Source organism: uncultured Lutibacter sp., assembly GCF_947495725.1.
In the GTDB taxonomy this organism is placed as follows: Bacteria; Bacteroidota; Bacteroidia; order Flavobacteriales; family Flavobacteriaceae; genus Lutibacter.
Window position 1 is genome coordinate 655,876 of record NZ_CANLZZ010000002.1, and the last position, 25,446, is coordinate 681,321.

The window sequence follows — 25,446 nt, forward strand, 5'->3', positions numbered from 1 at the left end:
ATTAGCAGATTTATAAAAATAATATTAAAATTTAGCCAATAGCAAATAGCGAATGGCGTATAGCTAAAAAGAATGAAAGTTTTAAAAATAGCAACAGCAGGAAGTGTAGATGATGGAAAAAGTACTTTAATTGGAAGATTATTGTATGATACAAAATCATTAACCGATGATAAATTAGAAGCAATTGAACGTAGTTCAAAACAAAAAGGATATGATTATTTAGATTTCTCGTTAGCAACCGATGGATTGGTTGCCGAACGTGAACAAGGAATTACAATTGATGTAGCTCATATTTATTTTTCAACAGCTACAAAAAGTTATATTATAGCAGATACTCCAGGTCACGTTGAGTATACCAGAAATATGGTTACTGGAGCGTCAACTTCGCAAGCTGCAATTATTTTAATTGATGCTCGTCACGGAGTAATTGAACAAACGTACCGTCACTTTTTTATCAATAATTTATTGAGAGTAAAAGATGTAATTGTAGCCGTAAATAAAATGGATTTAGTTGATTTTTCTGAGGAAAGATATAACGAAATTAAAGCTGATTTTCAAAAAGTAGTTGATAAAAGCGATTACGAAGACCAAAACATCACATTTATTCCTGTAAGTGCACTAAAAGGTGATAATGTTGTTAAAAAATCTGAAAGTATGACTTGGTATAATGGTCAAAGTTTAATTGAGCATTTAGAAGAGTTAGATACTGATGATATTTACAATAAAGGAATAACTCGCTTTCCAGTTCAATATGTAATTCGTCCTAAAACTGAAGAGTATCACGATTTTAGAGGTTATGCGGGTAAATTATATGGAGGCGATTTAAAAGTGGGAGACGATGTGGTTATTTTACCTTCACAAACAAAAAGTAAAATAAAAGATATTTATTTCTACGATAAAAAATACCAAAGTGCAGCGCGCAGGTCTTCAGTTACAGTTACTTTAGAAGATGATGTAAACGTAAGTAGAGGAGATATGATTGTTAGAGTTGGTGAAGTGCCAACAATTGATAAGCGATTTACAGCTACTGTTTCTTGGATGGATAATAAAAATTTACAACCAGGTTCTAAATATGTTTTGCAACATGGAGTAAATAAAGTATTGGCAAAAGTAAGTGCTATTCACAACAAAATTAATCCAGACTATTCTGGAATTGAAGAAGGTGTTGATAGTTTAAAAATGAATGATATTGCATCAATCTCATTTCAATTAAACAAGCCAATATTTTTTGATGCTTTTAAAGAGCATAGAACTAATGGATCGTTTATATTAATCGATCCTCAATCAAATAACACAGTAGGTGTTGGTTTTATTGAGAAATAAAAAGAAGAAAATCAATTACATATAATTAAGTAAAGCAAACAATTCCTTGTTTTTAAAGGAATCTATTACTACTAACTAAAAAATCAAATAGAATGCAAAGCTTTAGAAGCGAGATCGAAAATCCGATCGTCGAGAAGGACATAATTGACTTAGAAAAAAAAATTCAGCAGTTTTATAACGGAGAAATTGATGAGGAACGTTTTAGAAGTTTGCGTTTAGCACGTGGAGTTTACGGTCAACGTCAATTTGGAGTTCAAATGATTAGGATTAAATTGCCTTATGGCAAATTAACAAGTGAACAATTACATAGAATTGCCAATGTTTCTGATGAATATTCAAGAGGAAGATTACATATTACTACCCGTCAAGATATTCAAATTCACCATGTAAGTTTAGATAGAACACCTGAACTTTGGGCCGAATTAGAAAAAGATGATATTACATTAAGAGAAGCTTGTGGTAACGCAGTAAGAAACGTAACGGCAAGTGAAACTGCAGGGATAGATAAAGACGAACCTTTTGATGTATCTCCGTATGCACACGCTACATTCGAGTTCTTTTTACGTAATCCAATTTGTCAAGAATTAGGAAGAAAATTTAAAATTTCTTTTTCAGGAACAGATAAGGATACAGCGTTAAGTTTTATGCACGATTTAGGTTTTATAGCCAAAATTAAAGATGGAGTAGTTGGTTTTAAGGTAATGGTTGCTGGTGGTTTAGGTTCTCAAGCTAGATTGGCAGATACGTTGTTCGAATTTATTGAAGCTGATAAAATTATACCTATAACAGAAGCTGTTTTACGTGTTTTTGATCGATTTGGTGAGCGTTCTAAAAGAGCAAAAGCTCGTTTAAAATTCTTAATAAAAGATATTGGTTTCGATGCTTTTGTAAAGTTGGTAGAAGATGAGCAAAAAGCATTATCTGTAACCTCTTTTCCTATAGATACTACAAAATTTGATAAGTCTGTAGATGTTTCTCATATAGAAGTTCCTTCAGTAGAAATTAAAAATCAAGAAGCTTTTGAAGCTTGGAAGATTTCTAATGTAATTGAACAAAAACAAGAAGGTTTAAGTGCTATTGGTATAAAAGTTCATTTAGGTGATTTTTATACAGATAAGGCTAGAATTTTAGCCGATTTAATTAAAAAATATGCAGGTAATGAAATTCGTTTGTCATTACGTCAAAATATATTAATTCGTCATGTAAAAAATGAGTTGTTACCATTCTTTTATGTCGAATTGGAAAAATTAGGTTTTGTAGATATAGGATATGAAAGTACATTGGATATTACTTCTTGTCCAGGTACAGATACGTGTAATTTAGGTATTGCAAGTAGTACTGGAGTTTCTGCAGAATTAGAAAGAGTTTTAAAAGCTGAATTTCCTCAGTATGCAAACAATAAAGATATTACCATTAAAATTAGTGGTTGTATGAATTCATGTGGACAGCATACAATGGCTCATATTGGATTTCAAGGTATGTCTATTAAATCGGGGAATTTAGTTGCGCCTGCTTTGCAAGTATTGTTAGGTGGAAGTGTTTTAGGTGATGGAGCAGGAAGAATTGCAGATAAGGTATTGAAAATTCCTAGTAAAAGAGGGCCGCAAGCTTTACGCGAAATATTAAAAGATTATCAGGCAAATGTAATTGTAGGAGAATCATTTTTAAACTATTATGATCGTCAAGGTGAACGTTATTTTTATACGTTGCTAAAACCATTAGCTGATACCACTAATTTAGAACCAAGTGATTTTATTGATTGGGGAAGTGATGAAGCTTATGTAAAAGCTGTTGGAGTTGGAGAATGTGCTGGTGTTGTTATTGATTTAATTGCCACCTTACTTTTTGAAAGTGAAGAAAAATTAGAAAATGCAGTTGAGTCATTGAAAAAAGATCAATATGCCGATAGTATTTACTATTCATATTTAAGTATAGTAAATACGGCTAAGGCTTTACTTATTTCAGAAGGAAAAAAGACAAATACGCACGCTGGAATTATTTCTCAATTTGAGGAGGAGTTTGGAAGTAAATTAGATTTAAAAGTTCCTTTTTCTGAATTTATTTATCAAATTCAAAAAAATGAGCCTACTAAAGAGTTTGCTGAAAATTATTTAATTGATGCTCAATCTTTTTATAAAAAGGTAGACGCATATAGAGCTAATGTTGTTTCAAATGATAACTAATTTAAAACCAAAAGTAACGTTAGTTGGAGCTGGTCCTGGAGATCCAGATTTGATTACTGTGAAAGGTGTAAAAGCCTTACAGAATGCAAAAGTTATTTTGTATGATGCGCTTATAAATAGAAAGCTATTGGAGTATGCACCAAATGCCGAAAAGATTTTTGTTGGAAAAAGAAAAGGTTTACATAGTTATTCGCAAGATGAGATTAATGAACTTATTGTAAAAAATGCATTTGAGTTTGGTAACGCTGTTCGTTTAAAAGGTGGTGATCCATTTGTTTTTGGTAGAGGATCGGAAGAAATAGATTATATAGAATCTTTTGGAATAGAAACAGAAGTAGTTTCAGGAATTTCATCATCAATGGCGGTTCCTGCAAGTCAGGGTATTTCATTAACAAAACGTGGTGTTTCGGAAAGTTTTTGGGTAATTACCGGAACAACTTCAGAAAGAAAACTATCAAACGATGTGTATTTGGCGGCTCAATCAACTGCTACCGTAGTTATTTTAATGGGGATGAGCAAACTTTCAGAAATTGTTTCAATATTTAAAAAGTTTAAAAAATCTGACGTTCCAACCGCAATAATTCAAAATGGAACAACAAAAAACGAAAAATTGGGATTAGGAACTGTAAGTACCATTGAAGAGGTTGTTATAAATAATAAATTGTCTTCACCAGCTATAATTGTTATAGGCGAGGTGGTAAAAGAAAGTGCAAAATTAAGCTCTTTTTATGAAAACATTCATACCGAGGTTTTAAATTCGAAATAAATAAATTATCATTACTATATTTGTTTCTACTTGAAACTGTTTACTATGGAGCAAAACGAATTATATCCTATATTTTTAAAAGTTACTCAATTAAATGTGTTAATTGTTGGTGGTGGAAATGTTGGATTGGAAAAACTTACTTTTTTATTAAAATCGAGTCCAAATGCAAAAGTAACTGTTGTAGCTCCAGATTTTCACTCAGAATTGGTTGAGTTAGCTAAAAAACATGCTGTTGAATTAATTGACGATGTGTACAATGTATCTTATATAGAAGGAAAGCATATGGTAATTGCTACAACTGATAATATTGATGTGAATGTTGAAGTTTATAAGGATTGTAAAAATCGTCATATTTTAGTAAATGTGGCTGATAATCCTCCTTATTGCGATTTTTATATGGGTGGAATTGTAACCAAAGGAAATATTAAAATTGCTATTTCAACAAATGGTAAATCGCCAACTTTAGCTAAGCGATTACGTCAGTTTTTTGAAGAAGTAATTCCAGAGAATATTGATGAATTAGCTCAAAATTTAAATTCGTTTAGAAAAACCATTAAAGGTGATTTTGAAGATAAAGTAAATACTTTGAACGATTTAACAAAGGGAATTATTGGTAAGAAGTAATTGTCGTTTAAAAGATATAAAAAAGAAGCTTTCTAAAAAGTGAAACTTTCGCCAACTTGAATTTGATTTAGGTTCTCATAATAATTAACCATCAATGTGATGTGATTCTGAATCAAGTTCAGAATGACGGTTTCAAAAATAATCAGACAGCTTTTTTATGTTTAATAGAAAATCTAAATTTTAACCAGTTTATAAGTTTCTTTTGAAGCTTCGCAAACTGAACAAACATAATCTAAAGGTAATTCATTAAAAGGCGTTCCGGCTTCTATTTCTGCTAGTTTATCGCCGTAATCAGCATCATAAACTGTTAAACATTCCGAGCACTGATGTACTTCTTTTTCAAGTTTAATAGTTTCATTTTTTTCTATTTCAGATAAATCATTTTCTCCAAGTTTATCAAAATATAATTTACTTAATTCCATAAGTAAACCAGGCAGCTCCATTTTGTCTACATCTTGTGCGTAAGTAATATATTCTCTGGTATTTGGATTGAAATTTTTGCAATACAAAACATTAAAGGTTGGACGAACATTAAAATCTTTTACAATTGTTGGAACCTGATTTTTTTCTATTACTGCAGAAGTAAAGTAAGTTTCATTTTTGGCGATATCAGCAACGCTAAAATTGAGTCCATATGTACTTATATCATTTTGATCAAAATTTCTAACAATAAACTTTTTTAATTCTAATGCTTCATTGTTTTCAACAGGTAAATGCCAGTTTAATTCTAAGGATGAATGCCTTACATTAATACCTTTTTTTCCTAATAATTTTTCTAATTTTAGTTTGTATTTTCTGTTAATTCCTTTAATTATAAACGATTTCCATGGTGTAATACAAATTTTACCAACTCTACTATCTAAGCAAAAGTCGCACAAAACGTTTAAAAAATCAATATCGTATTCATTGTTTCTCCAGTACAACCCCAGCCAATATTCACTATCTCCCATTTTATTCATTCCTTCATAATAAGGGAAAGGATGGAAAGGAATTTCTAATTTTTTGTCGTAAGTTCTATGATTAGTTTCAATTTTTTCATTTATTAAATCAAATAATAAAGAAATGTCGGTTGTTTCTTCATAAAATTCTTCAATGGCTTCGGCAATTTTTGGAATATCCCAACTGTAGACTAAAACAGGGAAGTCCACTTCACTGTCCCAATTAGGAAGTTTTAAATTTAAATACCAATAATCCTCATTTTCTGAAGCAATAAAGTTAACCTGTCCATTGTATATTGGGACTAATTGCTGTTTTGGATCAACTATGTTTATTTTTAGTGATGGTTTGAATCTAAACTGTTCTAAAATGTATAAAAAAGTAGAGCCTTTTAGCCAAGAAGTTGCAGGGAAAATATCTGCAGAAACATATGACGATACAATATTTTGTCTATCGTGAATCTGATTTTCCTCTATATTGATGTTTGGAAATAAATCGATTGTTTTTTTATTAGATTCTTTAAATGGAATTAAAATATCTTGTCTCGATCCAAATTTTATTGTTGAATTTCCAAGGTCTTCAGCCATTTTAATAATTTGCTTCAATTCTCCCGGCGATAAAACGCCACCTTTTATAAAAATACGTTGTAATTTACGTTTCATAGTTTTTTTATTTAGCGCTTAATAAAATGTCACTTACTTCCGGTTTGCAACTTCCACAGCCAAGACCGGCTCCTGTTTTTGAGCATAGTTCGTTAAAATCTTTACATCCATTATTAATGGCATCTAATAGATTTCCTTCGCCAACCTGACTACAAGAGCAAATAAGCTTTCCTATGACAGGTTTCGCTTCGTTTTTACCTCGAAGTAACTCTGTTCTTTTTTCAGAAAGTTCAATTTTTCCTTCAATAAATCGTTTAAATTCAGCAAATTCATTTTTATCTCCCATTAAAATTGCACCAACTAAAAGATCGTTTTTAATAATGCATTTTTTATAAAAATGTTGATTTAAATCTTTTAGAACTACTTCTTCATAAGAGTTGTCGTTTTTTGGGGCATTTACCATTCCTATACTGCATAAATCAAGATCTTCAAATTTTAAAATATTCATTAAAACAGATCCTTTATAAATACTGTTTAAATCACCTAATATAAATTTTGCTGCAATGTCTGCTTGTTGTTCTGCTGCCGATGTAATTCCAAAAAGGGAGTTCTCAAACTCTGCAATTTCACCTAAAGCAAAAATACTTGGATTGCTTGTTTGTAAATATTGGTTAACAACAACTCCTCTGCGATAATCAATGTTGCAGCCTTTAGCTAATTCAATATTTGGTAATGTTCCAATAGCGTAAACAATTGCATTTGCATTGATTAATTTACCTGTTTTTAAGGAAATTGAAAGTCGGTTTGGGATGTCTTCATCCTCAAAAACAGTACTCACTTCATTGTCAAAATATATTTGAATTCCGCGCTCTTGAACGTTTTCGGCTAATAATGTACTTGCTATTCTGTCCAGTTGGCGTTCCATTAATCTTGGAGCTCTTTGTACAATAGTTATATTTATATTTTTCTTTTTCAAAGAAGCAGCCAATTCCAATCCTAATAACCCGCCTCCAACAATAACAACATGCTGTTCGTTTTCTGGTAACCCAGTATTTTTTAGATATTCTCTTAGGCTATCGGCATCCGTTTTATTACGCATTGTAAATCTTCCAGGTAATTGAAGCTGGGCATCTTTAGGTACAAATGCTCTACTGCCTGTTGCCATTATTAATGTATCGTAATAATGTTTGTTATTGTTGCTGTCTATAATAAATTTTTCTTCTGAATTTACTTTTGAAATATGAATTCCGGTATGGAGGTCAAGTTTCAATTTTTCAACCTCGCCTTTTTTTAACTTTTGAAGTTGTTCCCAAGTTAAATCTTCATTTACATATTCTGGAAGTAGAACTCGATTATAGAAGGGGTCTTCTTCTTTTGAGAAGATAGAAATTTCATCTTCAATATTAAAATTTCTATAGGTTTGTACAAACCTATATGCAGCAGCTCCCGCGCCAATAACACATATTTTCTCTTTCTCTTTTTTGTGTTTAGTTACTTTAACTGCTGAGAACTTAAAATCAGGTTCTTTAGATATTGGATCAATTAAGGTGTTAGTTAGGTTATTTGCTCTACCAAAATCATTTCCTTCAATTTTACCCCAATGCATTGGTAAAAAAACAACACCTTCTTTAATATCGAAGTTTAATTGGGCTTTAACTTTAACACTTCCTCTGTGGTTGTGAATTTCAACAATATCTCCTTCATTAATATTGAGTTCCATTGCATCTATCTTATTCATTTCAAGATATGGAGAAGGAATGTGAGAGGTTAATCTATTAACTTTACCAGTTTTTGTTCTTGTATGCCATTGATCTCTAACTCTTCCTGTGGTAAGAATAAAGGGGAACTCTTTTGAAGTTGATTCTGATTTATTTAAAATATTTTGAGGTATATTAATATGTGCTTTCTTATCCAAAGTTTCGTATTTATGATCTTCGAATAGCCTTGCAGTTCCAGGGTGAGTTTCATGAGGAACTGGCCATTGAAAACTACCTTCTTCAATTAATCTTTTATGCGATAACCCAGATATGTCAATATTAGTTCCCTTTGTAAGTGCACAATGTTCATCATAAACATCACTAATATTGCTGTACTCAAACCCTTGAAAGTCCATTTTTTGAGCAAACCTCCATAATATTTCTGCATCATGTAGGGCTTCTCCGGGTGCGTCAATTACTTTTGGTAAATAACTAATTCTTCTTTCAGAATTGGTCATAGTTCCTTCTTTTTCTATCCAACCAGCAGCAGGAAGAAGTAAATCGGCATATTTAGTTGTTTCGGAATTGTGTGAAATATCTTGTACTACTACAAACTTTGCTTTTTTAAGAGCTCGTTCAACTTTTTTGGAATTGGGTAAACTTACAACAGGATTGGTACAAATTATCCAAATTGCTTTTAGCTTACCTTCATCTAAAGCATCGAACATTTCAGTAGCTGTTAATCCTGGATTTGGAGAAATTGGATTACTTCCCCAGAAATTTGCCACATCATTGCGGTCTTGTTCATTTAATAAGTTTTTATGGGCGGCTAATAAATTTGCCATTCCGCCAACTTCTCTACCTCCCATTGCGTTTGGTTGCCCTGTAAGAGAAAATGGTCCAGCTCCAGGTTTTCCAATTTGACCAGTTATTAATGAAAGATTAATAAGTGAAATGTTTTTATCTACTCCAATAACACTTTGATTTAAGCCCATTGTCCACATATTTATAAAACCTGTGGCTTTTCCTATATACTGAGCTGCTTTTTTAATATCGTTTACCTCTATACCACATATTTTAGCGGCATCTCTATAAGAGGTTTTGTATACTAATTCCTTAAGTGCTTGAGCTCCTGTTGTGTTTTCTTCAATATATTTCTTATCAATTCTATTTTTTTCAAATAAGCGCCGTGCAATGGCATTGTATAAAACAACATCTGTACCTGGGTTTATTTGTAAATGTAAATCTGCAATAGAAGCGGTTTGTGTTTTTCTTGGGTCTACAACCACAATCTTTGTAGTTGGATTTTTTAATTTGTGTTTTTCCAATCTTCTAAAAAGAATAGGATGGCACCAAGCAGGATTTGCTCCGGCTATTAAAAAAGTATCGGCGAGCTCAATATCTTCATATGAAATGGGTACATTATCATCTCCTATGGATTTCTTGTAGCCTACAACTGCCGAACTCATGCAAAGCCTAGAATTTGTATCGATATTATTTGTTCCTAAAAATCCCTTAGTAAGTTTGTTAACTAAATAATATTCTTCTGTTAAGCACTGTCCTGAAACATAAAAAGCTACACTATCAGGTCCATGTTTGTCAATAATACTTTTAAAAACTGCAGCAGCTCTGTCTAAACCATCGTCCCATGAAACTTTTTGCATTGGGTGGTTTTTACTCCATCTCATTTCAGGATATAGGATTCTATCGGAAGTTTCTTGAGCAACGTAATTCAAATTCATACCTTTTGAACAAAGCATACCTTTGTTTACGGGATAATCTGGATCGCCTTCTACTGTAATTTTTCCGTTAGAATCTTGGTTGACTAAAATTCCGCATCCAACTCCACAATAAGAGCAAATTGTTTTTTGTGGTTTTGTTTTTGACATGTATAAAGTGTATTAAGATTCTTAATATGAACATGGCAAATATAATAAAAATACGTATAAATACGTAATAAAATACGTAATTTATTTTGGATATTACTTAAGTGAATATGTTTTTTGGTTTAGATTTATATAAAACCTAGTTCTTTGGCTTTGCTTGATAATTCTATAAGATTTTTAACATCCATTTTTTTCATTAAGTTAAAACGGTGTGTTTCTATGGTTCTTTTACTTTTATTTAATACTTCTGAGATTTCCTTATTGGTTTTTCCTAGTAACACTAGCTCAAGAATTTCAATTTCTTTTTTTGTAAGATTATGCTTTTTAGTAGAAGTTTCTTTTGGTAATTCTTGAGTAGTTGTATTTGATAAAGATGCCGTTGTAGTTTTTTTAAGAAGATTGTTTACGATGATGTTGCTAATATCTCCGCTAAAATATTTTTCTCCATTATAAACGGTATGGATTGCCTTTAAAACTTCAGATTTACTCGCGTCTTTTAATAAGTAGCCCATAGCGTTGGCTTCAATAGATTCTAATATGTATTCTTCTGAGTCGTGCATTGATAACACAATTGATTTTGTGTTAGTTGCTTTAGAATTGATTGTTTTAACGGCTTCAATTCCATTCATTTCAGGCATTCTAACATCAATAATTAGTATGTCTGGTTGTAATTGTTTAACTAGTTCTATGGCTTCTAAGCCATTTGAACCTTCTCCAATTACTTTTAAATTTTCATCTTCCTCTAAAAGGTATTTTATTCCATCTCGCACAATTGAGTGGTCGTCAACTAAAACAATACTAATGTTATCTTTCAATGGTTTGGTTTTTTATAGTTACGAAGATACATTATAAATACGTAATTTTAAAATGTACGTAATTAATACTTAGAGATAGTTTTTTTAGAGAAAAAAGGTTACTTAAAAGTTGGGGTGTCTTTTAAGTAACCAGTTGATAAAGATATTTATTATAGGAATTTTGGTTTGAATACAAGCATTGCCCACGCCCAATTTTGACCGTTAGCGGCTAATGATTTGTCTAGTCCTTTTAGTTCGTACATTCCATCACTTGCAAACATTTGAGAGTAACCAAGTTTTAATGTGTATCCTTTAAAAGTTTTTGCGTAAACTAAATCTATTTCTGTTCCTAAAGATTTTTCACCGCTAGGTAATTCTTGTTCACCAGAAAAGTTTAATGCTTTTACAAGTAGGCTAGATCCTTTTCCAAGATTAAAATTGGCACTTGCATGAATGTCAAATAATCCAATTGAATTTGCATGATTTCCAACATAGAAATAATCCATAAAACCATTGAACTTGTGGTTGGTCCCATAAAGAGGGAAAAATGCTCCTGTTTCACCTGCATCAGCATCATTACCGCTAATAATTTCGGCTCCAATTCCAAAGGTTGTTTTATCTGTAGCTTTATAAGTGAAATCTAAACTTGCTAAATAAGCACCTTTAATATCAACTTCTCCTTGTCTTTTTCCAGTTTGTAAAAACAAATTTGCCGCTGCTCCAAATGCGTCTTTTTTATAATTTAAATGAGTTCCAATAGTTTGTAAATAACTCACATCTTCCACTTCTTGAAAACCGTTATTTAATAATAATAAGCTTCCTGAAAAAGAATCCCAATTGTTTTTTAAGTATGCATATTGCATAGTTTTGTAAGAGAAGAAACCAGTTGTGTTGTAATTGTTTCCTGCTGAAATAAATCCTGTAGGATGACTATAATCTTGGTTAAATGCTAAACCTAGATCAAATAAAAAGCTGCCTTTTTTGTGTTTTAATATTGCAGCATCATGATTACGGCCTTGTTGTGCCCAATCAAGTCCTCCAAAAATTCTTTGATCGTCATAAACTATAGATTGACGTCCTAATTTGGCTGAAGTTCTTTCGCCTAATTTAATGTCGGCCCAAGCCTCAAAAACGGCAAATGAATTATTTTGATCAAATGGAAGTATTTGTCTGTTTTCTCCCCAAACCATAACATCTTGCAAGCTTACAAATAAATTATACCCTTCAGATTTATATCCGAAATTTAAACGTGCTCGTGTTGATATTCCAAAACCTGGTTCTGCATCATCGGCAATTAAATTTCCAAACCCGCTTCTATATTCTGTTCGAGGTCTTAGTTCTCCACTTAATGAGAATTGCCCAGTGGCGGTTATTGTTATTAATAACAGTGCGGTTAAAAGTGTAAATTTGATTTTCATTGTATTTATTTTAAATAGTTAATAGTTGTATTTAATGTTCTAAAAAGTCAATTAAATGCTTTCTATATTTGTAGTAATCATTGTGTTCTATAATGGCTTTTCTAGATCTTGGTCTTTTAAAATCAATGTCTAGAATGTCTCCAATTTTGGCTCTAGGTCCGCTTGTCATCATTACCACTCTGTCGGCTAAAAATATTGCTTCATCCACATCATGTGTAATCATTACAGCTGTAATTTTTTCTTTATTCCAAATTTCAATTAATACATCTTGTAGTTCACCTCTTGTTAGTGAATCTAACATTCCAAATGGTTCGTCTAGTAGCAGTACTTTTGGTTTTATAGCGAATGCTCTTGCAATTCCAACTCTCTGTTGCATTCCTTGAGAAAGTTCACTTGCTTTTTTGTAAAATGAACCTTCAAGACCAACTTTACTTAAATAGTATTTGCAAATATCCTCTCGCTGTTTCTTTTTTGCTTGTGGGAAAACTTGTCGTACTCCTAGCATTACGTTTTCTAAAGTTGTTAACCAAGGCATTAAACTAGGAGATTGAAAAATTACACCTCTGTCTGGTCCGGGACCTTTTATTGGGGTGCTTAAAACTGATATTCTTCCATCCGAAATTGGGTTTAAACCCGCAATCATTGAAAGCATTGTTGTCTTTCCGCAACCTGAATGACCAATTATGGTAACAAATTCTTCTTTCATTATTTGAAGATTTAAATGTTCAAGTACTACATAATCACCTTTTGGTGTTGGATATACTTTTTTTAAATCTTGTAAATCTAGCATTACTTTTGAAGTATATTCAATACCATTTTCTGTAATGATATCAGGTCTTTTATTTTTTGATAGTAGGGCCATAGTTTTTTGTTTTTACCTGTGAATTTCTTCTGTTAGTCAAAGTATTTAGGTTCAAGATCTGGTAATTCGTATTCGGTTTCGTCTGTTGAAGTTGATCTTTCTTCTCCAATTTCCATTAAATACTCAATTATTCCATTTCTTGTTTTTTTAAATTCAGGATCGTCATTTAAAGATGTCTTGTCTCTTGGTCTTTCTATGTTTATTTTAAATTCAGGACCTAAAGTTGCGTTTGGGCCTGGACGTAAAGGGATTATTCTATCTGCCATATAAATTCCTTCGTCAACATCATTGGTAATTAGTAATGCTGTGCGTTTGTCTTTGTTCCAGATATTTAATATTTCATCTTGTAAATTTCCTCTTGTTAGCGCATCAAGTGCTCCTAAAGGTTCGTCCATAATAATCATTTCCGGATCCATAGCTAAAGCTCTAGCAATAGAAACACGTTGTCGCATTCCACCAGAAAGTTCTTTTGGTCTTTTGTGAATTGCAGGAGTTAGATTCACCATTTCTATATATTCTTTAACTCTTTCGTCTCTAAATTGCTTGCTTTCTTTTGGGAACGTTTCTTTAACCGCGACACTTATATTTTGATAAACAGTTAACCAAGGAAGTAGTGAGTAATTTTGAAAAATTACACCTCTTTCGTGACTTGTATCTATAATTGGGTTTCCTTTAAACAAAACTTCTCCGCTTGTAGGTTGAAGCAGTCCATTAATTAGGTTTACTAAAGTTGTTTTACCGCTTCCAGAGAAGCCAACAATAGCAACAAATTCACCTTCTTCAATGTGGAGGTTTATATTCGATAATACTTCGGTAGCGTTCGCGCCTTTACCATAAGTTTTATTTACATTGTTTAATTCTAAATATGCCATAAATAGTTGTTTTACTTATTAATCTTTGTTGAAAGACACAAATTTTTGAATAGTTAACATAATTCTATCTAGTAAGAAACCGATGATTCCAATTACAAACATTGCTACAATAATTTTCGAGTTTGAATCGTTTGCTCCATTTTGAAACTCTTCCCAAACAAATGAGCCTAAACCTGGACTTTGAGCTAGTAATTCAATAGCAATTAATACCATCCAAGCAACAGAAAGTGTAATTCTTAATCCTGTAAAAATTAAGGGTAATGATGATGGTAAAATCACTTTAAATACTTTTTGTATTGGTCCAAGTTTTAACACTTTGGCAACATTTAAGATGTCTTTATCTACTGTTGAAACTCCCATTACAGTGTTTACCAATGTAGCCCACATAGAGCATAATCCAACACTGATAAACGAAATAATAAACGAGCTGTCAGTGTCAGAATCTTTGGTTAAAGTTTTTACAATCATAAAAACTAATAATAACCAAACTACTGGAGATACGGGCTTAAAAATTTGAATTAACCAGTTAATAGAACTTCGTAAAGTTTCGCTTAAACCAATTACAACTCCTATGGGAACTGCAATAAAAATTGCTAATAGAAACCCCGCAAATACTGTTTTAATACTTGTAATTATCTGGTCTACAAATGAAGGTCTTCCTGTGTAAACAATTGGGTCTTTTCCTTCAGCAATTCGTTGTTTATTTAATGCTGCCGTTTTTTCTTTAAATGCTTTTTTATCGGCGCTAATTACTTTATGATCTTTTAATAGTGAATTAAATGAAGCATTTACTTGTGATGGGGAAGGTAGCGTGTTTGGTTGGCAGCTGATTTCACCAGATTCAATACAGACGGCCATTTCATCTGCTGCTTTTTGCCCTTGCTCATTAAATGCTTTTTCAATTCTATATTCCGCTTCTGTATTGAATAAGGCGGTAGCTCCACTTTGCCATAGTAAAATGAAAAGTAGAATTGAAGCTAACGGAGCAACTATTTTTTTAAGAATATCAGTTAAATTCTTTTTGGTTTCCTCTCCTCTTGAAAGTCTGATTACTGGTTCTAAAAAACCTAATCCAATAAACCGTACTATTTTTATTAATTTATCACTCATTTTTAAAGTTTTTAAACAAATAATGTTTCATTTTTTTGCAATTCCTCTTTTTCGTATTAATTCAAGAGGAGAAGAAGTATTATTTAGTTTTTGTTTCCTAGTTTAAAACTGTTTATGTATCCGATAGGGTCTTTACCGTCAAACTTGTTTCCGTCTATAAAATCTGTAGTTGCTGGTTTGTATCCATCTGTTGTTGGAATGTCAGTTGAAGGGATTAAACCTTCAGTAACTAATAAGTCTGCAGCTTTTTTCCAAATATCAGGTCTATAAATTTCTTTGATTTTAGAATCGTACCAATCTGCTGGTTTTTCTTCAGGAATTTGTCCCCAACGTCTCATTTGAGTTAAAAACCAAACACCGTCTGAATAGAAAGGGTATGTTGCGTTGTATCTGTAAAATACATTAAAGTCTGGCATTTCTCTTTTATCACCTTTTTCAAATTCAAAAGTTCCAGTCATTGAATTTGCAAGTACTACTTCATCCGCACCAACATATTGCGACATAGATAAAATTTTAACTGCCTCTTTTCTGTTGCCAGGTTCGTCTAACCATTTTCCTGCTCTAATGAGAGCTTTTGTAACTGCAATAGCAGTGTTGGGATTTTCTTCAACAAATTTCTTTGTCATAACAAATACTTTTTCTGGATTGTTTTTCCAAATGTCGTAGTTAGTGACTACTGGTACTCCAATTCCTTTAAAAACAGCTTGTTGGTTCCAAGGTTCACCTACACAGTAGCCATAAATTGTTCCAGCTTCTAATGTAGCAGGCATTTGTGGTGGCGGAGTTACAGATAATAATACTTCTGCATCAATTTGTCCCTGAATGTTTTCTTTAGTATATAGTCCAGGGTGAATTCCTGCTGCTGCTAACCAATATCTAATTTCGTAATTGTGTGTTGATACGGGGAATACCATTCCCATTTTAAATGCTTTTCCTTCAGATTTGTATGCGTCAATTACAGGTTTTAAAGCGTCTGCTTTTATTGGGTGAACTGGTTTTCCGTCTCCATCAACTGGAATGTTCGGTTTCATTTTACTCCAAACATCATTTGATACTGTGATTCCATTTCCATTTAAATCCATAGAAAATGGGGTAACCAATTCCGCTTGTCTACCAAATCCTGCTCCAGCTGCAATTGGTTGACCAGCTAACATATGCGATCCGTCTAATTGTCCGTCAATTACACGGTCTAAAATATTTTTCCAGTTTGATTGCGCTTCTACAGAAACAAATAATCCTTCATCTTCAAAAAAACCTTTTTCTTTGGCGATTGCCAAAGGCGCCATATCTGTTAGTTTAATAAAGCCGAAAGTAAGCTGAGGTTTTTCTATTTCTAACTTTTTTGTTTTACTTTCTGTCGTAGTTTCTTCAGATTTTGCTTCAGAAGTCTTTTTAGTTTCGGTTCCGCATGAAGCGAAAATTACTAAAGCAAAAAGCACTAATGTTTTGAGTGTAGTTGTTTTCATAATGTATAGATTTAAATAGTTATTCTTTTTAAATACGTATAAATACGTAATTACATTGCAAATATATACGTATGTTGTGAGCCAAGCTATGTAAAAAAGCTTGTTTAGTTCACTTTTTAAGCAGTGTAAAACCTGCGGTAAAACATAGAAATAAAGTAAGAGAAAGAAAAAGAGTGAATAAAAAAATACGTAGCACTATGTGAGTGCTACGTATTTTTAAAAAGATATGTTTTGGTTTTTATTTGTCGGCTAAAGCTAGTTTTAGTTCTCTAATTTCATTTTCTTCTGTTTCCTGTTCAGTATTAAATTTAATTGCAAGTGAAATTAAGGAGGTTACAACAATTAATCCTCCAATAATAAAATATCCGCTAGAGACGGCTGCTGAAGATGCGGCAGATTGTGCTGCTTCTATTGCTTGTGTGCTCATGCCTTCATTTGCTGATATTGCGGCTTTTTCTGCAAAGGCAGATTTAGATTTTAATAAAATCGCAGCAAAAAATGCACCAACGTTTCCTCCGGCTCCAACAATTCCTGAAATTGATCCTATTGCTTTTTTATTGATAAATGGAACTACCGAGAATGTTGCTCCTTCTGCCATTTGAACTGATAAACTAAAGGCTACAAGAAATGCTATGGCTACATATAATGCTGATATGCTAGAAAATGAAGCTAACATAATTCCTTCAACGGCCAGAATAGCGGCTAAAAATAATACTCGTCCTCTTAATCCGAATTTTTTTCCAAATCTATCTCCAAAGAATCCCCCTAATGTTCTTGCAAATATATTCATTAAAGCAAAAGATAATACAATGTTTCCTGCGGTTGCTCGTTCTAATTGGAATGTGTTTTGAAGGTAATCATCCATAGTGCCATATACTGTTAGCTCAATTCCAAAACAAGCAGCATATACTATAAAAAGAATCCAAACTCTATAATCTTTAAGTACTTCTAAAAATCCTACTTGGTCTTTTTTAGAGTTAGGTAGTTGACCTTTTTCTCTTAGTTCTTTAAAGTTACCATTAAGTGTATCCTGGGTAAAGAAGAAGTATATAAGTCCCATTGCAAAACAAATAATTCCTGCAATTATCATGGAATATCTCCATGCGTCTGCTTGGTCGGCAATTCCAAAGCTTACAACGGCTGCAGCAATAATGGGCATACCTAATCTGTTGGCGCCACCACCTAAATTTCCCCATCCTGCAGAAGTGGCATTTGCTGTCCCAACAATACTAGGTGAAAACATAATAGATGTGTGTACTTGTGTAATTACGAAAGACGCTCCGATGAAACCAATAAATAATCTACAAATTAAAAATTGCAGTGGTGTTTGAACAAATCCTATAGCAATTACGGGTATTGCACCCAAGATTAATAACCAGGTATAGCATAAACGTGGTCCGTATTTGTCAGTTAATTTTCCAATAAGTAAGCGGGCAAAAACGGTTCCAGATACCGCCAGAATAATTGAATTCCATTTTTGATCTGGAGTTAATCCTAAATCTCTAACAACATCTGGCATAAATGGTACAATTCCAAACCAAGCGAAAAAGCATAAGAAAAATGCTATTGACGTAATCCAAAAAGTTCTTGTTGCTGGATTGCTTAATTTTAATAATTCTAGTTTTGACGATTTTTTAAGTTCTGTAGTGCTCATAATTTAAAATTTTAATATACGTAAAAATACGTAGTTTGTGCAAATATATAAGTATGGGGCATTATAGAATGTGGTAAAAGGTTTTTAAAAATAAATTAATACACATATAAAAAACTGTAAAAAGACATAAAATATGAATAAAGAACGGATAATGAGATAAATAAAAAATACGCAGAACAAAAATGTAACTACGTATTTTCGAAATCAACTCTAAAAAGTGGAGTTTAGCTATCTAAAAAATAATTGTGCTCGGATATTTCTTTCCGTAAAAGGTGTAGGTTTGGTATGCCAATCTTTTTTCCTTGAATAGTTAAAAGTCCTTCTTTTTTAAGGGCAGATATAGTTCTAATAACTTGTTCGTCTGTTGTTCCGGCGAAATCTGCAATTTCTTTTCTTTTTAATTGAATGTTTAAAAATTCTTTGTGATTTGTTCCGAACTTACGATGTATATATAATAAGGTGTCTACAACTTTTTCTCGAACTGTCATTTGCGCAATTGTTTTAACTTTTGTTTCAGATCTATTTAGTTCTTCAGCGTAAAATTTCATAAAATCTAAAGTTAAGCTCGGTATTTTTTGGAGCATTTCATTTAGTGTGTCATTTGAAAAATTACATAAAATAGTGTCTTCTAGAGTGGAGGCTCCAATGGAGTAATTTTTTTGAATGCCAAATCCTCTATGTCCAATGATTTCACCGTCATTAACAAATCGGAGTATTTGTTCCCTTCCGTAAATTCCTGTTTTTAATACCTTGGCTTTCCCTTTATAAACAAAAAATAATCCATTAGTTGGGGTGCCTTCTAATATAAATTGCTGATTTTTTTTACAAGAAATAGTATTCTTCAAAAGAGCAAGTTCTTGCATTAATTCGGAAGAAATATTTTTTTTTATTAAACAGTTTGTGTTTAAACAGGTGTTGCATTCAACTTTTGTTCTCATACAAAAATATTTTAGTAGTTGTAATTTAAGGTTGGCGTGTTTTTAATTTAAATATAGGAATTAAGTACACGTTGAATTTCTTCATCTAAGTATGAAGGGTGTTCGGCTACCACATCTCCAATTACAATTATTCCTGGTGATGAGTAATCTATTGTTTCAATGATATTTTTGTAGTTATTTATAGTGTCTATAACAATTGTTTCATTTGGAAGAGAACCATTTTGTATAATTGCAAAAGGTGTAAATTTATGTCTATGGGTTTTGATGTTTTCCATGATTAGTGAAAAATTACGTAGTCCCATTAATATAACCAAGGTTGCGGAAGATTGAGCGCCAAGCTCAATGTCTTTTGAAATATTTCCGTTGGAAGTTGTGCCGGTAATTACCCAAAAACTTTCATTTATAGTTCTTTTAGTAAGTGGGATTCCTTGCATTGAAGGTACCGCTAAAGAGCTGCTTATTCCGGGTATTATTTCTGTTGAAATATTGCAAGATTCTATGTAGTTAATTTCTTCAGAGCCTCTACCAAATACAAATGGATCGCCTCCTTTTAGTCTTACAACATGTCCTAATTCCTGAGCTTTTAGAACTAATAATTGATTAATTTCATCTTGAGTTAATCTATGATTGTTAAATCTTTTTCCTACATATATACAAGGTGTCCCTTTTTTTGCATACTCTAAAATTTCTGGATTTACTAAAGCATCATATAAAATACAATCTGCTTGCTCAATAGCTTTTAAACCTTTTAATGTAATTAAATTTTTGTCGCCGGGGCCAGCGCCTACTAATGTTACTTTTGAGTTGTTGTTTTTTATAAACATAATAAGGTAAATATAAGTATGTTAATTAATATTCTTTGCGAAAATACGTAAAAAAAACCACAATACGTAGTTTAATTAAGTAAAAATACGTAGTTTTGTAATGTAATACTTAAAAAATAGTAGTATGAAGTCAATATTAGTAATAGGAAATGGAATGGTTGGTTATAAGTTTTGTGAGAAATTTGTAGCAAAAAAAACATCTGAAAATTTTAAAATTACGGTTTTTGGTGAAGAGCCAAGGCCTGCTTATGATAGGGTTCATTTAAGTGAATTTTTCGAAAATGGTGATGCAAAAGCATTAGAAATGGCTCCGCGTTCTTGGTATGAAGAGAATAATATTGAGCTAATTACAAATGAAAGAGTTACAGATATTCATAGAGCTTCAAAAACAATTACTACTATAAATGAGAAAACATTTAGTTATGATTATTTAGTATTGGCTACAGGTTCCTCTGCTTTTGTGCCTTCAATAAAAGGTGTAGAAAAAGAAGGTGTTTTTGTATATAGAACCATTGAAGATTTGGAAGGAATGATGGCGTATGCTGATCAACTTAAAAAGACCAATCCAGAAGCAAAAGCTGCGGTTTTAGGTGGTGGACTTTTAGGTTTAGAAGCTGCAAAAGCAGTAATGGATATGGGTTTAGAACCTCACGTTGTTGAATTTGCTTCCAAATTAATGCCGCGTCAGTTAGATACTAGAGGAAGTAGTGTTTTAAAAAATAAGCTGGAGAGTATGGGAATCCATATTCATTTGTCTAAAGCAACTAATAAAATTTTAGGTGAAAACGCAATCACTGGAATGGAGTTTGGTGAATACGACAAGATTAATGTTGATATGTTGGTGGTTTCTGCTGGTATTCGTCCGCGTGATGAGTTGGGGAAAACTTGTGGTTTAGAAATGGGAACACGTGGCGGAATTGTGGTGAACAAAAAAATGCAAACTTCAGATCCTGAAATTTTTGCAATTGGTGAAGTAGCTCTATATAATAATATGATTTATGGTTTGGTTGCTCCAGGTTACGAAATGGCTGATGTTGCTGTAGATCAAATTTTGGGAACTTCAGAAACTTTAATGACTGAAGATATTGACATGTCAACCAAATTAAAATTAATTGGTGTTGATGTGGCTAGTTTTGGAGAACCGTTTATGCCAGTTGAAAAAGGGTATTCAATAATTTTTGAAAATAAAACTAAAGATTTATATAAAAGAATCAATGTAAGTCACGATGGGAAAAAACTATTAGGAGGAATTTTAATTGGTGATGCATCGGATTATAATATGTTTCATCAAATATATTTAAACGGATTGCCAATTCCTGAAGATGCTGAAGAATTAATTTTAGGCGCTAGAGGAGAAGGAGGTTCATCTTTTGGAAGTGCTATGGATATTCCTGATGCTGCGCAGGTTTGTTCTTGTGAAAGTGTTACAAAAGGAGCAATTTGTTCTTCAATAACTGAAGGCGGTTGTAATAGTTTAGCGGATGTAATTTCTAAAACCAAAGTAACAACAGGTTGTGGAGGTTGTAAGCCAATGGTAGTTGATTTGGTAAATGAAACCTTAAAATCACTTGGTAAAGAAGTGAAAGAAACTATTTGTGAGCATTTTGCATATACACGTCAAGAATTATTCGGAATTATTAAAGTAAAACAACTAAAAACCTTTGACGAAGCTATTGATACGTGTGGAAAAGGTGATGGCTGTGAAATTTGTAAGCCTTTAGTTGCTTCAATTTTTGCAAGTTTATACAATGATACTGCAAATAAAGAAGAAGTAATTCAAGATTCAAACGATAAGTTTTTAGCAAATATTCAACGAAACGGAACCTATTCCGTAGTGCCAAGAATTCCTGGAGGAGAAATTACACCAGACAAACTAATTGTAATTGGTCAAGTAGGAAAAAAATACAATTTATATACAAAAATTACGGGTGGTCAGCGTATCGATTTATTTGGTGCGCAGCTAAACGATTTACCTGCTATTTGGAAAGAATTAATTGATGCTGGTTTTGAAAGTGGTCACGCGTATGGAAAATCTTTAAGAACTGTAAAAAGTTGCGTTGGATCTTCTTGGTGTAGATATGGAATGGACGATAGTGTAGGTTTTGCCATTGAATTAGAAAATAGGTATAAAGGTTTGCGTTCTCCGCATAAATTTAAAGGTGGTGTTTCTGCTTGTATTAGAGAGTGTGCCGAGGCAAGAGGAAAAGATTTTGGAATTATTGCTGTTGAAGGTGGATGGAATTTGTATGTAGGTGGAAATGGTGGAGCAACTCCACGCCACGCACAATTATTAGCCGAGCAAATAGATAATGAAACTGTAATAAAATATTTAGACAGATTTTTTATGTATTACATAAGAACTGCTGCGCCATTAATGAGAACTTCAACTTGGTTAGATAAATTAGAAGGAGGAATTGAACAGTTGAAAAAAATTGTTATTGATGATAGCTTAAATATTGTAAAAGAATTAGAAACTGAAATGCAAAGTTTGGTGGATGCATACCAATGTGAATGGAAACAAGCTATTGAAAATGATGATATGGTTTCAAGATTTCAACATTTTGTAAATTCTGAAGCAACAGACGATAATATTGTGTTTGTTCCAATGAGAGAGCAAAAACAACCTGCGGCTTGGAATTAAAAATTTTTTAAACTAAAGAAAAATGGATACAATTTTAAATAAATACAGTACAGTTAAAGAAAGTGACGTAAAGGTTTGGTTTAAGACTGCTGAGGTTAATAAATTCGCAAAAAATGGCGGTGTTTGTGTAAAATATAAAGATTTGCAGATTGCAGTTTTTAATTTTGAAAGAAGAAATAAATGGTACGCTTGTCAAAATTTATCTCCGGAGAAAAAAGAAAATGTATTGTCAAGAGGTATGATTGGTGATGATAAAGGAATTCCTAAAGTAGCTTGTCCGTTACATAAAAAAACATTTTCACTAGAAACTGGCGAAAATTTAAATGGAGATTTAGCTCCAATTGCAACTTATCCTGTGAAAATAGAAGGCAACTTTGTGTATATCGGATTTTCTGAATAGATTTGGCTTTAAATCTTATCATTTATGCAATCAGAAAAATTTAAAAAAGCAATAGAGTTATTTGATAAAGCAAACGCACAAGATCCTAATATTGAGGTTTTTGAAGGGAAAGAGTTTCCAAAAGAATTAATTTATGCGGAACGTATGACGGCGCAATTAGATAAATTCGCTCCAAATTCGTCTGAAGCATTGCAACTAACAGTACGTTGCCAGCATATTTGTAGATGGGAAATTCCAAGAGATTCTTATGAAATGAATAGAGTTGGGTATTTAACTTGGCGAAAAGATTTAAAAGATTTTCACGCAAAAAAAGCTACTGAAATTTTACAAGAAGTTGGGTATAGTAAAGAAGTTATTAATGAAGTTGAATTTTTACTATTGAAAAAACAATTGAAAAAAAATGCGGATACCCAAACTCTAGAAGATGTTGTTTGCTTGGTGTTTTTAGAATTTTATTTTTTAAAATTTTCTAAAAAATATGCTGAAGAAAAACTGATTGATATTGTTCAGAAAACGTGGAAAAAAATGTCTGAGAAAGGGCACGAAGCTGCGTTGAAATTAGAATTGCCAAAATCGGCATTAGAACTTATTACAAAAGCACTTAGTTAAAAGTTTTACTTTTATGAGTGATAAAAACAATGGTATATCGATAGATAATTCTACCTTTTTTAAATTTAGAAGGTTGTATTTACTCGCGTTTTTATTTATTGCAGCAACAATAGTTATTGCTCAAATTCTTATTCAAAAACATTTAGATTCTCAAATTAACGATTCGCGAATTATTAACATTGCAGGTAGGCAACGAATGTTGAGCCAGAAATTGGTTAAAGAATCACTTTTTTTGTTATATGCAGACAAAAATGAACAGCTAAAAAGGGCCTCAATAATAAAAGAGAGTAATGCCAGTTTTTTAAAATCTCACCAAGATTTACAAAGTGAAGTTAATGATTTAGGGATGTTAACCAAAAACAATCCTGAATTAAAAATACTATTTAAAGAAATAGATGCTTCACATATTAATTTGGTTAATTCTTGTAATTCTTTGGTGAAATTAGTTAATGAGAACATAGAGATTTCTATAGATTCAATACAACATTATATTTCAATTTTAAAAAAGGAAGAGCAGCCATTTTTAAATAAAATGAATGAAATTGTATTTAAGTTTGACGAAATAAGTCAGCAAAAAGTAAAGGAGTTAAAACAAAAAGAATACATTTTATTGGTAATTTCATTATTGATTTTATTGTTTGAAATGTTGTTTTTGTTCAAGCCAATTTCAATTCATATTAAAAAAGTAATCCGCGATTTAATTGTTACAAAAAAAGAGGCTCAAGATAAAGCTCAAAAAATAGAGGAGTTATATCTTGCAAAAGAAGCATCTTTACAAGAATTAAAAGGCTTGAATTATGCTTTAGATAATGCAGCTTTATTTGTTAGTGTTGCTCAAGATGGATCTATTGTGCATATGAGCAAGAAATTTAAAAGTTTGTTGGAGATAGATGCTTCTGTAAATGAAAAGACTTACTTAGAAGAGTTGTTACAAATAGAAGGAGGAGAACATCAAACGATAAGAGAACTTTTAAAAGGGAAAAGAAGATCTATTTGGGTTGGAGAATTGGAAATTTACACAAAGAAAGAGCGGAGAATTTGGTTAGAAATGTCTATAATTCCAATGAATCAATTAAAGAATAATCAACGTGTATTAATTCTGTGTACTGATATCACAAAACGAAAAGAATCTCAACAAGAGATCGATATTTTAAATGAGGAGCGATTTTTAGAAGAAGTAAATCAACAAAAAATGCAGGCAAGTCAAATTGTTGAAGCTCAGGAGGAAGAGAGGAAAAGGATTGCTAAAGATATTCACGATGGAATTGGGCAAATGTTGACAGCCTTAAAATTTACTATTGAATCTGTTAATCCAGAAAATACGGAGGCAACTTCAACTAAAATTGTTAGGTTAAAAGACCTTTTAGGAAGTTTAATTAAAGAGGTAAGAACGGTAACTTTTAATTTAACACCACCAGAATTAATAGATTATGGTATAGTACCAACTATTCAAAAATTAGCTGAAAGATTGTCGAGTTTTACAGGGAAGCAAATCTTTTTTGAAAATAAAACCGATTTTAAAGGAAGATTCGATTCTTTAGTAGAAACAAATCTATATAGAGTAGTACAAGAGGCTGTAAATAATTCACTAAAATATGCCGATGCTAATTATATTTTAATTTCAATTAGTCATTCAGAGCAGGTTTTGAGTATTGTAATTGACGATGATGGTAAAGGATTTGATTCAGAAAAACTATTGACTGAAAAAAAGGATGCCGGAATGGGGCTGTTTTTTATGAAAGAAAGAATTAGTTATATAAATGGCCGAATTTTTATTAATTCTTCAAAAAATAATGGAACTCGCATTACAATTAATATAAACTTAGAGAATTCATAAATAT

General features: G+C 32.0%; 19 protein-coding genes. 8 read left to right on the top strand and 11 right to left on the bottom strand.

Annotated elements, in window-relative coordinates; genetic code table 11:
- Window positions 1–72: 72 nt before the first annotated feature.
- From Q0776_RS06270 to Q0776_RS06285, 4 genes are all read left to right on the top strand, one after another.
- On the top strand, window positions 73–1,323 hold the full coding sequence (locus Q0776_RS06270) for a GTP-binding protein (RefSeq protein ID WP_298366098.1): 1,251 nt from the start codon (window positions 73–75) through the stop codon (window positions 1,321–1,323).
- A gap of 92 nt (window positions 1,324–1,415) precedes the next feature.
- Window positions 1,416–3,506, top strand: coding sequence for a HEPN domain-containing protein (locus tag Q0776_RS06275; RefSeq protein WP_298366101.1), 2,091 nt, complete (start codon window positions 1,416–1,418; stop codon window positions 3,504–3,506).
- Window positions 3,496–4,272, top strand: a complete 777-nt coding sequence (cobA, locus tag Q0776_RS06280; RefSeq protein ID WP_298366102.1) for a uroporphyrinogen-III C-methyltransferase — start codon at window positions 3,496–3,498, stop codon at window positions 4,270–4,272. Before Q0776_RS06275 ends, cobA (Q0776_RS06280) begins: the two co-directional genes overlap by 11 nt.
- A 45-nt stretch (window positions 4,273–4,317) precedes the next feature.
- The gene (locus Q0776_RS06285) at window positions 4,318–4,896 is read left to right on the top strand and encodes a bifunctional precorrin-2 dehydrogenase/sirohydrochlorin ferrochelatase (RefSeq protein ID WP_298366104.1); all 579 of its coding nucleotides are present in this window, start codon (window positions 4,318–4,320) and stop codon (window positions 4,894–4,896) included.
- A 173-nt stretch (window positions 4,897–5,069) separates the two neighbouring features.
- Here Q0776_RS06285 and Q0776_RS06290 read toward each other — a convergent pair whose 3' ends face one another.
- From Q0776_RS06290 to cobA (Q0776_RS06340), 11 genes are all read right to left on the bottom strand, one after another.
- Window positions 5,070–6,494, bottom strand: a complete 1,425-nt coding sequence (locus Q0776_RS06290; protein ID WP_298366106.1) for a rubredoxin domain-containing protein — start codon at window positions 6,492–6,494, stop codon at window positions 5,070–5,072.
- Window positions 6,495–6,501: 7 nt separating this feature from the next.
- A complete protein-coding gene (locus Q0776_RS06295; RefSeq protein WP_298366108.1) occupies window positions 6,502–10,020 on the bottom strand; it encodes a nitrate reductase in 3,519 nt (1,172 codons plus the stop codon).
- Between the two features lie 125 nt (window positions 10,021–10,145).
- Window positions 10,146–10,832 carry a response regulator transcription factor gene (locus tag Q0776_RS06300; RefSeq protein ID WP_298366110.1) on the bottom strand — a complete coding sequence of 229 codons (687 nt, stop codon included), beginning with the start codon at window positions 10,830–10,832 and terminating at the stop codon, window positions 10,146–10,148.
- 149 nt (window positions 10,833–10,981) lie between these two features.
- Entirely contained in the window at window positions 10,982–12,229 is a 1,248-nt protein-coding gene (locus Q0776_RS06305) for an alginate export family protein (RefSeq protein ID WP_298366113.1), read from the bottom strand.
- Between the two features lie 31 nt (window positions 12,230–12,260).
- Window positions 12,261–13,091, bottom strand: coding sequence for an ABC transporter ATP-binding protein (locus tag Q0776_RS06310; protein ID WP_298366115.1), 831 nt, complete (start codon window positions 13,089–13,091; stop codon window positions 12,261–12,263).
- Window positions 13,092–13,123: 32 nt separating this feature from the next.
- The gene (locus Q0776_RS06315) at window positions 13,124–13,963 is read right to left on the bottom strand and encodes an ABC transporter ATP-binding protein (RefSeq protein WP_298366117.1); all 840 of its coding nucleotides are present in this window, start codon (window positions 13,961–13,963) and stop codon (window positions 13,124–13,126) included.
- An 18-nt stretch (window positions 13,964–13,981) separates the two neighbouring features.
- Window positions 13,982–15,073 (bottom strand): ABC transporter permease, encoded by a 1,092-nt coding sequence (locus Q0776_RS06320; protein ID WP_298366119.1) that lies wholly within the window; start codon window positions 15,071–15,073, stop codon window positions 13,982–13,984.
- 83 nt (window positions 15,074–15,156) lie between these two features.
- Window positions 15,157–16,539, bottom strand: coding sequence for a CmpA/NrtA family ABC transporter substrate-binding protein (locus Q0776_RS06325; protein ID WP_298366121.1), 1,383 nt, complete (start codon window positions 16,537–16,539; stop codon window positions 15,157–15,159).
- A 238-nt stretch (window positions 16,540–16,777) separates the two neighbouring features.
- On the bottom strand, window positions 16,778–18,193 hold the full coding sequence (locus tag Q0776_RS06330) for an MFS transporter (protein WP_298366123.1): 1,416 nt from the start codon (window positions 18,191–18,193) through the stop codon (window positions 16,778–16,780).
- 224 nt (window positions 18,194–18,417) lie between these two features.
- Window positions 18,418–19,131, bottom strand: coding sequence for a Crp/Fnr family transcriptional regulator (locus Q0776_RS06335; protein WP_298366124.1), 714 nt, complete (start codon window positions 19,129–19,131; stop codon window positions 18,418–18,420).
- Window positions 19,132–19,178: 47 nt separating this feature from the next.
- Window positions 19,179–19,955, bottom strand: coding sequence for a uroporphyrinogen-III C-methyltransferase (gene cobA, locus Q0776_RS06340; RefSeq protein ID WP_298366127.1), 777 nt, complete (start codon window positions 19,953–19,955; stop codon window positions 19,179–19,181).
- 124 nt (window positions 19,956–20,079) lie between these two features.
- Between cobA (Q0776_RS06340) and nirB the strand changes: the two genes are divergently transcribed.
- From nirB to Q0776_RS06360, 4 genes are read left to right on the top strand one after another with little or no spacing between them, the layout of a single operon-like run.
- On the top strand, window positions 20,080–22,596 hold the full coding sequence (gene nirB, locus Q0776_RS06345) for a nitrite reductase large subunit NirB (RefSeq protein ID WP_298366129.1): 2,517 nt from the start codon (window positions 20,080–20,082) through the stop codon (window positions 22,594–22,596).
- A 22-nt stretch (window positions 22,597–22,618) separates the two neighbouring features.
- The gene (gene nirD, locus Q0776_RS06350) at window positions 22,619–22,996 is read left to right on the top strand and encodes a nitrite reductase small subunit NirD (protein ID WP_298366131.1); all 378 of its coding nucleotides are present in this window, start codon (window positions 22,619–22,621) and stop codon (window positions 22,994–22,996) included.
- A gap of 24 nt (window positions 22,997–23,020) precedes the next feature.
- On the top strand, window positions 23,021–23,605 hold the full coding sequence (locus Q0776_RS06355) for a DUF4202 domain-containing protein (protein WP_298366133.1): 585 nt from the start codon (window positions 23,021–23,023) through the stop codon (window positions 23,603–23,605).
- A 13-nt stretch (window positions 23,606–23,618) separates the two neighbouring features.
- Window positions 23,619–25,442, top strand: a complete 1,824-nt coding sequence (locus tag Q0776_RS06360) for an ATP-binding protein (RefSeq protein ID WP_298366135.1) — start codon at window positions 23,619–23,621, stop codon at window positions 25,440–25,442.
- Window positions 25,443–25,446: the final 4 nt, after the last annotated feature.